This window comes from Winogradskyella sp., assembly GCF_025210595.1.
GTDB lineage: Bacteria > Bacteroidota > Bacteroidia > Flavobacteriales > Flavobacteriaceae > Winogradskyella.
Map to the genome: position 1 here is coordinate 1 of NZ_JAOARH010000079.1, position 11680 is coordinate 11680.

At 35.1% G+C, this 11680-nt stretch carries 6 protein-coding genes and 1 pseudogene; 5 read left to right on the forward strand and 2 right to left on the reverse strand.

Translation table 11 applies throughout. The annotated features are described in order from the left end of the window. Positions 1-49: 49 nt before the first annotated feature. The 5 genes and pseudogenes from N4A42_RS08175 to N4A42_RS08195 all read left to right on the forward strand — a co-directional run bounded on the left by N4A42_RS08175 (position 50) and on the right by N4A42_RS08195 (position 6931). Positions 50-1633, forward strand: a complete 1584-nt coding sequence (locus N4A42_RS08175; protein WP_294072603.1) for an aldehyde dehydrogenase (NADP(+)) — start codon at positions 50-52, stop codon at positions 1631-1633. Between the two features lie 34 nt (positions 1634-1667). Further along, positions 1668-2678, forward strand: a complete 1011-nt coding sequence (locus tag N4A42_RS08180) for a 4-hydroxyproline epimerase (RefSeq protein WP_294072751.1) — start codon at positions 1668-1670, stop codon at positions 2676-2678. A 2-nt stretch (positions 2679-2680) separates the two neighbouring features. After that, entirely contained in the window at positions 2681-3928 is a 1248-nt protein-coding gene (locus tag N4A42_RS08185) for an FAD-binding oxidoreductase (RefSeq protein ID WP_294072606.1), read from the forward strand. A gap of 2 nt (positions 3929-3930) precedes the next feature. Continuing rightward, a complete protein-coding gene (locus N4A42_RS08190; RefSeq protein WP_294072610.1) occupies positions 3931-5715 on the forward strand; it encodes an aminopeptidase P family protein in 1785 nt (594 codons plus the stop codon). Positions 5716-5818: 103 nt separating this feature from the next. Further along, positions 5819-6931: pseudogene (locus tag N4A42_RS08195) on the forward strand (M24 family metallopeptidase). Positions 6932-6942: 11 nt separating this feature from the next. On the opposite strand, the gene N4A42_RS08200 reads toward N4A42_RS08195, so the two are convergent. Both N4A42_RS08200 and N4A42_RS08205 read right to left on the reverse strand, forming a co-directional pair. After that, positions 6943-8529 carry a solute:sodium symporter family transporter gene (locus N4A42_RS08200; RefSeq protein WP_294072616.1) on the reverse strand — a complete coding sequence of 529 codons (1587 nt, stop codon included), beginning with the start codon at positions 8527-8529 and terminating at the stop codon, positions 6943-6945. Continuing rightward, positions 8529-11639: a glycoside hydrolase family 2 TIM barrel-domain containing protein gene (locus tag N4A42_RS08205; RefSeq protein WP_294072618.1), complete on the reverse strand. Its 3111-nt coding sequence runs from the start codon at positions 11637-11639 to the stop codon at positions 8529-8531. Before N4A42_RS08205 ends, N4A42_RS08200 begins: the two co-directional genes overlap by 1 nt. Positions 11640-11680 lie beyond the last annotated feature (41 nt).

Sequence of the window (11680 nt, forward strand, 5' to 3'; positions counted from 1 at the left end):
AGAAAAACGTAATCACACGTAATTGTAGATTACTCAAAAGCATAAAAACATGATCACAGGAAAAAATTATATAGGAAATCAAACTTCTGCTCAAGGTGATAAAACCTTTAAGACGTTCAATCCATTGTTAAACATAGAGAATCAATGGGAATTAACAGAAGCAACAGTAGCAGAAGTAGAAGCCGCTTCTAACTTAGCAACAGAAGCTTATAAAACATATTCTAAAACTTCAGGTGCACAAAAGGCAACGTTTTTAAGAGCAATTGCTGAAGAAATTGAAGCTTTAGGAGATGAACTTTTAGAGGTGTATCAGTCAGAAAGTGGATTGCCAAATGGACGTGCCAAAGGAGAACGAGGAAGAACTTTAGGGCAATTAAGAGCCTTCGCTGATTATGTAGAAGCTGGTGAATGGGTAGAAGCTTCAATTGATACTGCCCAACCAGAACGTGAACCAATTCCAAAAGTAGATTTAAGAAAAATGAATATTGCTCTAGGACCAGTTGTGGTTTTTGGAGCTTCTAATTTTCCATTAGCATTCTCTACAGCTGGAGGAGATACAGCTGCTGCATTAGCTGCTGGATGTCCAGTGATTGTAAAATCGCATCCTATGCATGCAGCAACAGGAGAAATGGTTGCTGGAGCAGTGATTAAAGCCGCAGAGAAAACAGGTATGCCAAATGGTGTGTTTTCAAACTTAAACAGTAGCGGTATTGAAGTAGGACAACAATTGGTATTGAACCCAAATGTAAAAGCGGTTGGATTTACTGGAAGTATAAGAGGAGGACGTGCTTTATATGATTTAGCAGCACAACGCGAAGAACCAATCCCTGTATTTGCAGAAATGGGAAGTATCAATCCAGTAGTAATGTTACCAAATGCATTAAACAACAGAGCTGAAGATTTAGCAAAAACCTATGCAGGTTCAATTACATTAGGAACAGGGCAATTTTGTACAAACCCAGGATTAATTCTTGGTGTAAAATCAGAAGGTTTGGGTCGTTTTGTTCAAACTTTAGCTGAAGAGATTGTAAAAGTTGAACCATCATGTATGTTGCATCCAAATATTGCTGGTGCTTATGAATCTAATAAAGCTAATGCTTTAGCGCAAAATGGTATAGAGGTCTTAGCAAGTTATGCTTCAGATGTAAAACCAAATCATGCACGTCAAGTGGTAACCACTGTTGAAGGGGAAACATTTTTGAATAATCCAACATTACACCATGAGGTGTTTGGACCATTTTCATTAGTAGTACAATGTGAAAATGAAGCACAATTAGAAACTGTAATTTCAAAATTAGAAGGACAGTTAACAGGAACGATTATTTCAGACGCTAACGAAATTAGTAACCATCCAAAAGTGGTTTCAGCATTACAAAACAGAGTTGGACGTATTATTTTTAACGGTGTTCCAACAGGAGTAGAAGTGTGTCCATCTATGCAACATGGAGGACCTTATCCAGCAACAACAGATAGTAGATTCACAGCGGTTGGTGTAAATTCTATCAAACGATTTGTAAGACCATTTAGTTTTCAATCTTGGCCAAATGAATTATTGCCAGATGAATTAAAGAATGAAAATCCTTTAGGTATTGTAAGAACCATAAATGGCGTAGCTACAAAACAAACGCTTTAAGTCAATGAGCTAATGTTTCATTAAATCATTGAATATTATGAGAAAAACTTTTTTTTGTGTAGATGCACATACCTGCGGAAATCCAGTAAGAGTAGTAGCTGGAGGTGGTCCAAATCTAAAAGGTGCTAATATGAGCGAAAAACGCCAGCACTTTTTAAAAGAATATGATTGGATTAGAAAAGGACTAATGTTTGAACCACGAGGTCATGATATGATGAGTGGTTCTATTTTATATCCACCGCATGATCCTAATAATGATTTTGGAATCCTATTTATTGAAACTTCAGGTTGCTTACCTATGTGTGGACATGGAACTATAGGAACCATAACGATAGCTATAGAAGAAGGTTTAGTTACGCCAAAAATACCAGGGAAAATAAAAATGGAAGCACCTGCAGGATTGGTGGAAATAGAATACCAACAAACAGGAAAAAAAGTAGATTGGGTAAGACTAACCAATGTAAAGAGTTACCTAGCTGCTGAAGGATTAACCATAGAATTGGATGACCTTGGATTGATTACATTTGATGTGTCTTATGGAGGGAATTATTATGCTATTGTAGATCCGCAGTCTAATTTTGAAGGTATCCACAAATACACAGCCTCTGAGATCATTCGTTTTTCTCAAGAAGCGCGCCGAAAGATTAATGAGAAATATCCAGACTATTTTATCCATCCAGAAAATGATACTATCAGAGATGTCAGTCATATGCTTTGGACTGGTAACCCTATAGACCCAAGCTCTTCTGGAAGAAATGCCGTGTTTTATGGCGATAAAGCCATAGATAGAAGTCCTTGCGGAACAGGAACCTCAGCAAGAATAGCACAATTACATGCTAAAGGCCAATTGAAAAAAGGGGAAGATTTTGTACATGAGAGTTTTATTGGTTCAAAATTCATTGGTCGCATAGAAGAAGAAACTACTTTAGACGGAAAAACGGCTATTGTACCTAGTATTCAAGGTTGGGCAAAAGTTTATGGATATAACAATATTATTATTGATGATGAAGATGATCCATATGCGCATGGATTTCAAGTGATTTAACAATGCATAAAAAAGTTATTATCATAGGCGGAGGTATCATTGGTTTATGCTCCGCTTATTACCTTCAAAAAGAAGGCCATAAAGTTACTGTTATCGACCAAGGTAACATGAATGCTGGTGCATCTCATGTAAATGCAGGATACATTACACCTAGTCACATTATTTCGTTAGCAGCACCAGGAATGATTACCAAAGGCATCAAGTGGATGTTTAATACTGAAAGTCCGTTTTACGTAAAACCAAGGATCGATTTAGATTTTATGAAATGGGCTTGGGCTTTTAAAAAATCGGCAACAAAAGCTAAAGTAGAAAAAGCCATAAAGCCAATTTTAGATATCAATTTATTTAGTAGAGAATTGTATGAAGATCTAAAATTGAGTTCAGATTTTAATTTTCACTACGAGCGAAAAGGTTTATTAATGGCCTACAAAACAGATAAGGTTGGTGAAGAAGAATGGCATGTTGGCAAACGAGCTATTAAAGAAGGTCTAAATGTAAAAAACTTAACCAAAGCCGAAGTCACACAATTAGAACCTAATGCTAATTTAGATATAAAAGGAGCTGTGTATTTTGATTCTGACGCACACATGACACCTTCTAACTTTATATCTCAAATGGTTGCGTATTTAAAAGGTAAGGACGTTACGTTTTACACCAATGAAGAAGTTACCTCTTTTGAGCAAAACAACAATTCTATTTCAAAAATAACCACAAACAAACAATCTTTTATAACAGACGAAGTGGTTATTGCTACTGGTTCTTGGTCTCAAGATCTAGCAAAAAAACTAGCGTTGAACATTCCTGTGCAAGCAGGAAAAGGTTATAGAATAAATCATAAGTCTAAAACAGGTATTAGTATACCTACAATCCTTTGCGAAGCTAAAGTAGCTGTAACTCCTATGGAAGGTTTTACACGTTTTGCTGGCACTATGGAAATTGGAGGTATTAATCACAACATAAATCCTGTTCGCGTTAATGCAATTACAAAAGCTGCAAAAGCTTACTATCCAAATATTAAAATTACCGAAGAAGAAAAACAACAAGCAGATTGTGGATTAAGACCTTGCTCACCAGACGGATTACCATACATCGGAAAACCTTCAAAATACAATAACTTAACCATTGCTACAGGTCATGCAATGATGGGTTGGAGCTTGGGTCCTGCTACGGGAAAATTAGTAACTGAAATCATATCTAATCAAAAACCTTCATTACATTTGGAAGCCTATAATCCTGATAGAAAATTTTAACTATGATAGCAGAACGATTAGTTGCATTACGTGCCCAAATGAAGACACAAAATGTCGATGCATTTATAATTCCATCAACAGATCCTCATCAATCCGAATACGTTTCTGGACACTGGAAACTAAGAGAATATTTTTCAGGTTTTACAGGCTCTGCAGGAACTTTAGTCATAACACAAGATATTGCAGCACTTTGGACAGACTCACGATATTTTCTTCAGTTTGAAGACGAATGTGCCAATACCGAAGTACAATTATGCAAGCAAACTATTCCGCATGCACCAGAGCATGTAAAATGGCTTTGCGATTTATTACCAGAAGGCACAACTATTGGAGTAAATTACTTTCAGTTTTCAAAATCGCAAATAGACCTTATTAATACACATGCTAAAGCGAAACACATTCAGGTTAAAAACCAACCCGATTTTGCAGATGCTGTATGGACCAATAGACCTTCATTACCAAATGAAACTATAGACACACATCCTCTAGAATTTAGTGGTGAAACAACAGCTTCTAAATTAAAAAAAGTTAAGCATACAATTTCTACGCAAAAAGCTAATTACTATTTATTTTCGGCGTTAGATGAAATTGCTTGGCTGTTTAACATTCGTTCTCGCGATGTAGATTTTACACCATTAGTTACAGCCTATGCATTAGTTGGCATTGATAAAACACTTTTATTTTGTAAAAAAGAACGTTTATCAAGTACTGCAATAGAAGCATTTTCAAAATTAAATGTTGAAATAATAGATTACGACAAAATGGTTTCTGAAATGGAAAGAGTAGCTTCAGAAAGTGTCATAATCACAGATCCTTCATCCTTAAATTATGCAACATACAATGCTACAAAGGCAACATTTATATATCAAAAATCATTAGTAAAAAAACTAAAAGCAATTAAAAATGAGACAGAAATTGAAGGCGCAATTAACTGCATGCATAAAGATGGTGTAGCCTTAACAAAATTCTTTATTTGGCTAGAAAATGAATTAGAAAAACGTGAAATTTCAGAATATGAAATTGGTCGTAAACTCAATAGTTTTAGAGCGCAACAAGAGTATTACACAGGTGAGTCGTTTGCCGCCATTGTTGGCTATAAAGGTAATGGAGCCATTATTCACTATACAGCAGCAAAAGAAGGTTCTGCCATGGTTAAGAACGAAGGTATCTTACTCATTGATAGTGGTGCGCAATATCGTAATGGCACTACAGATATTACACGTACAATTTGGTTGGGAGGCACACCATCAAAAACCATTAAAACGGCTTATACTTCAGTTTTAAAAGGTTACATTCAGTTAGAAACACAACAATTTCCACAAGGTACTACAGGAACACAATTAGATACTTTAGCACGAATGCATATGTGGAATTCAGGTCTCAACTATCCACATGGCACAGGACATGGCATTGGTAGTTTTGGTATGGTACACGAACCAGCTCAAGGATTTGCAACTAGCGGAACCACAGAGAGAGGAACCACACCACACTTACCTAACCAATTTACAACCATAGAACCTGGATGCTATGTAACTAATGAATTTGGAATTAGAACCGAAAACGTAGTTGTTTCAAAAGCAATTAAAACAACACCTTTCGGTACATTTTTGGGTTTTACACCAATAACATTATGCTACATAGACACACAATTAGTTTCAGAAGAATTATTGACATCTACTGAAAAAACTTGGTTAAACAACTACAACGAAATGGTTTTTAACAAATTAAAACCACAATTAAACGACAACGAACAAAAGTGGTTAGCCAACAAATGTAAATCAATATAAAATGATAGGAATAGGAGGATCTACCATCGAAGCAGAATTAGCTGCCATACGACCAACAGCACATTTGGTAAAACCAATTCAAAAAGAAGAATTTGCAAAACGTATGCAGCACGCCACAACATTAATGCTAAAACACAATGTAAAGGCAATATATCTGCACGCAGGAACCAATTTGTTTTATTTTACAGGAATGCGTTGGAACTCTAGCGAACGTATGGTTGGCGCTATTTTATTTACTGATGGAACATTAGAATATATCACTCCTAAATTTGAAGAAGGTACTATTTTAGACTTTATGCTAATTGATGGTGAGGTGAAATGTTGGGAAGAACATGAGAGTCCGTATCAATTGTTTTGCAATTTAATTGCGGATAAAGGCATTTCTGAAGGTAATGTGTCTATAGATGAAGCAACACCTTTTTTTATTAGCAACGGTATTCAATTAGTAAATACAGCACTAAATTTAGTAGACGCCAAACCTATAATTGCAGGTTGTAGAATGATTAAATCTAAAGCTGAAATTGCAATCATGCAACACGCTATGAACATTACTTTAGACGTTCAAAAAGCGGCTGCTAGAATATTACGACCAGGAATTAGCGCACAAGAAGTTACTAATTTTATAAACGAAGCGCATAAACGTTACGGAGCTTCATCAGGATCTTATTTTTGTATTGTATTATTTGGAGTAGATTCCTCATTTCCGCATGGTGTAAAAGCACCTAAAAATTTAGAAGAAGGAGAAGTCGTACTTATAGACACAGGATGTATTATTCACGATTATATTTCAGATATTACCCGAACTTACGTATATGGAGAATCAACTGATGAACAACGTCGTATTTAGAATATTGAAAAAGAAACACAACAAGCTGCTTTTGAAGCTGCAAAACTAGGTGCTTCATGTGGCTCAGTTGATGATGCCTCAAGGAAAGTTCTAAAATCTTATAGTCTAAGTGGTGATTATGAACTTCCTGGCTTACCTCATCGTACAGGTCATGGTATTGGTTTAGATATTCACGAATGGCCATATATAGTTAGAAACAACAATACAGTTTTAAAAGAAGGCATGACCTTTAGCAATGAACCTATGATTTGTGTACCTAACAAATTTGGAATTCGTCATGAAGATCATATATACATGACTGCTGAAGGCCCAAAATGGTTTACTAAGCCAATGCACACTATCGAAGACCCTTTTGGTTATAACATATAGCTATAAGTTAGCTACATGAAATAGACATAAATAACTAGTACAATTATACAGACTAAAACACCAACTATTTTGGTATACTTCCAAGCAGCAATATTTACTTGATTAGTATACTCTTGTTGATAAGCAGTTAGTCTTGGTTTTGCTTTTCCTATAAGCAACATTATTATAACGTTAATCACAAATAGTATAGCCATAATATGTAAAAAATGTGGATAGTTATCATTACCAAACACAAATGGCTTCAGAATAAATTGACTAATACTATAAAGTGCAACTCCTGAAAGAATAGCAATTTTTGCTGCGATGGCAGGAACGTGTTTTGTGAGATAGCCTACTACAATGATGGTTAAGATAGGAATGCTATAACAACCATTGACTTCTTGTAAATAACCAAATAAACCATCTGGTGCATTAGCGATAAGTGGTGCAATACACATAGAGATTATGGCTAAAATAATTCCAAAGTTTTTTCCAGTTTTAACGACTTGCTTTTCGTCTGCATTTTTGTTGAAATGCGATTTGTAAATGTCAACACCAAATAAGGTAACCGAACTATTAAGAGCAGAGTTAAATGAACTTAAAATAGCTCCAAAAAGCACAGCTGCAAAGAAACCTAACCAAGCATCTGGCAATACACGCTCTACGAGCATAGGGTAAGCCTCATCTGGATTGTCTAGTTGCCCTCCAAACATATGGTAAGCAATAACTCCTGGAAGTACAACGATTAATGGTCCAAGTATTTTTATAAACGACGCTAATAATAAACCTTTTTGCCCTTCTTTTAAGTTTTTAGCACCCAAAGCACGTTGAATAATGGCTTGATTGGTTCCCCAATAAAACAATTGTACGAGCATCATTCCTGTAAAAATAGTTTCCCATGGAATGGATGATTTTGGATCACCTAATGATTTGAATTTTTCAGGATTTTCAGTGATCAATGTCGAAAACCCTTCAGTAACACTTCCGTCTCCAATGGCCATAAGTCCAAAAATTGGAATTAACATACCACCAATAAGTAATCCTATAGCATTGATAGTATCTGAAATAGCAACCGCTTTTAAACCTCCAAAAATAGCATATATAGAACCAACAATTCCAATACTCCAAACTGTTATCCAAAGTGCAGTAGATTTTGATACACCTAACAGTTCTGGGATGTCAAACATGTTACTTAATGCCAAAGCACCAGAGTATAATACAATAGGTAATAATACAATAGCATAGCCACTTAAAAAAAGTGCTGAGGTGAAGGTTTTTGTAGTTCTATCATAACGCTGTTCTAAAAATTGAGGTACTGTTGTTATACCACCTTTTAAGTAACGTGGCAATAAAAATACTGCGGTAACTACCATAGCTATAGCTGCAAGGGTTTCCCATGCCATAACTAAAATACCATCTTTAAAAGCTGCGCCATTAAGTCCAACAATTTGTTCGGTTGAGAGGTTGGTAAGTAATAGTGAACCTGCAATAACTACGCCTGTTAAACTTCGTCCTCCAAGAAAATAACCATCGTGGCTAGACTCGTCAGTTTTTCTGGTTTTCCAATAAGAAATGAACGCTACACAAAGTGTAAATAGGATAAAAGTAAGTATTTGCATTAGTTCTTAAGTGTTGGTTGAATTGTAAAATTGTAACTATAGGCTTTGTCTGTTGGAATGGTATATTCAGGATGCACTAGTCGTCCCCAAGAGGTGTCACCTCCAACTCCCATTTGAAGGTAATCGATATTCCATTGCACGAGGTCTCCTGTTTTTATATCTGCACCATGTTTTTTGGTTACTGGTACTAATCCTGAAGCAGATTGACCTCCTTCTTCATTACTAAAATCCAATTCGGTCATAGCAAAAGGCCATACACTAGAATTTAGTAAATCGGTACTTGAAGCCTTAAGTTTAAGAGCTTTATTTGAAATTGTAATCCAACGTACATCTGTTTTATTTCCGGTTTCTTGCGGACGTGAATAACGATGAAATTGGTCGCTGATATTTCCAGAATATAATCCTGTTTTTTGCCCAGTTTTTCTATCCCAATAGCTCTCGTTAGGACCTTTACCATACCAACTTACATCATCAAATGTATTTGATAAAGTCATATACATGCCAATACGTGGGATGTTTGGTAATTGTGTATCTCTAGGTTTTACAGTTAGCGTTACCGAAAGTGTACCATTCGTGTTTATTGCGAAATCACTACGAACTTCAGTCGCATTTTGCGGTAATTTATAATTAATGCTAAATTGCGCTAAGCCATTGTTATCTTTAGGCTTTTCAATTAAGCTAGCTTCATAATGATAGCTAGCATCTTGCCAAGTTTTAGCCCATTTTGGCATACCATTTCCGAGGTCATTGTCTGTTGGTGGTCTCCAAAAATTAGGTTTAATAGGCTGGTTTGTGACTTCGTTTCCTTGATGAAACCAAGACATAATTTCGCCTGTTTTTGAGTTAATTTTCAGATCAATGATGTCATTTTTAATTTGAATATTTTCACCTTCAACGATTTGTAAAGGATTACCTGATTCAGTAGAATTAATAATGTTTGATTTTTGAAGTACAAATTGATCCCAAGCAATTTCATGATCTTTCGGGATTAAATTATTGGCGTCTTTTTGAAGCAAACTAACTTCAAGAATATATTCGCTTTCAGGAATGAACATATCTGGAATTTCAGGGACTTTAATTGTGGATTTACTTCGAGGTGCAATATCTAATTCAATATTCGATGTTAATTCATGTGTTTTTCCATTTGCAATTAATTTTATTGAAAGCGTTTTGTCTGTTAGGTTGGTGAAGAAATTTTTGTTTTCAATTTCGATATTTCCGTTTCCTAGATAGTTAAACTGAACAGGCTCATATACTTTTTTGACTTCAGATAAATGTGGGTGAGGATTGCGATAAGGATCCACCAAACCATTGTTTAAGAAGTTACCATCTGTTGGTAAATCTGGGTGGTAATCATGACCATAAGCTAGGTAAGGTTTTCCGTTTTCGTCTTTATATTCTAAAGATTGATCGACCCAATCCCAAATATAACCACCTTGAAGATTGTCATAGGTTTCTATAATATCCCAATAATCTTGAAGATTCCCAACGCTATTTCCCATGGCATGCGCATACTCAATCATAATTGAAGGTTTGTCAGAATTGGATTGTCCATGTTTAATTAAGTATTCAGGTTTTGGATACATTGGACAATAAATATCTGTGTAGTCTTCTTTATAAGCAGGTTCATATTGTACAATACGATTGTTGTCTTGTTCCTTTAGCCATTTGTAAGTGTTTCTGAATATGTCACCTTCTCCAGCTTCATTTCCTAAAGACCATGAATATATTGATGGATGATTTCTATCACGATAATACATATGCTTAGTGCGTTCTAGATGCGCTAGTAACCAAGACATTTCATTACCCAGTTGTGTGTCTTCTGAAATGGCTAAGGGATGACTTTCAATGTTAGCTTCGTCAACAACATACAGTCCATATTTATCACATAAATCTAACCAATAGGTATTGTTTGGATAATGCGCAGAACGTACTGCATTAATATTGTTTTGTTTCATTAACTGAATGTCTTTGAGCATGGTTGCTTTGGTAACTACATGCCCTGTAAAAGGATCTGTTTCATGACGATCTACACCACGAATATAAATGGGCTTACCATTAATGAGTACTTGAGAATTTTTAATTTCTACACGTTTAAAACCTATCAGTTTGTTGATGTACTGTTCATCATTAAGATTGATTTTTAAAGTATAAAGATTTGGCGTTTCGGTACTCCAAGATTTGATGTTTTCTATGATAGTTTCTGGATTGAAATTCGATATACTTTCAGGTTTTAACTCAATGGTTTGATTGGTCTTAAAAAGCGATTGATTGTCGTCTATAAGTTCTAGTGTAATATCTTTTTTTACAAGTTCTGATGACGTATTGTTAATACTAATTTGCCCTTTGAAAATTCCGTTTTTGTAATCGTCACTTAAATTAGTATTGGCATAGATATTTTCAATAAATACTTTGGGACGTGTATATAAATATACCTCACGTTCAATACCACTCATGCGTAGCATATCTTGACTTTCTAAATAGCTGGCATCAGTCCAACGATACATTTGTAATGCAATCAGATTTTCACCTTCATTCAAATAGGTGGTAATATTGAATTCGGCAGAGGTTTTATTGCCTTGAGAATAACCAATATATTCACCATTGATATAGATATATACAGCTTTAATGGCTTCAAAATGAAGGATAACATCTTCAGATAGAAAATTTTTATCTAGTGTAATGATTTTTCTATAGGTGCCAACTGGGTTATAGTCTTGCGGCACATTTGGCCATTTAGTAGTAAATGGATAACGCTCATCTAAATAAATAGGTTTTCCAAAACCTTGTGTTTCCCAATTCCCTGGAACTTTAATAGAATTCCAATCGCTATCATCATAAGCGATGTGATGAAAATCTTTAGGTCTTTCATTTGGGTTTTTTACCCAATGAAACTTCCAATCGCCATTTAAACTTAGAAAACGTTTTGAGTTCTCTTTTTCTGAAAGTGTTTGATTCTCAAATGCAAAAAAAGAGGATCTAGGCTCTAAACGATTATCTTCAAAGATTTCGTGATTGTAATGAAACGTTTGTTCAGGAACTTCGGTAAGCAGTTCTTGTTTGCATGAAATGATGCATAAAATGATTGGTATTAATAGTAATTTTTTCATTCTGTTATATTAGTTCTCGATACAATTCGCTTTTAGCGAAT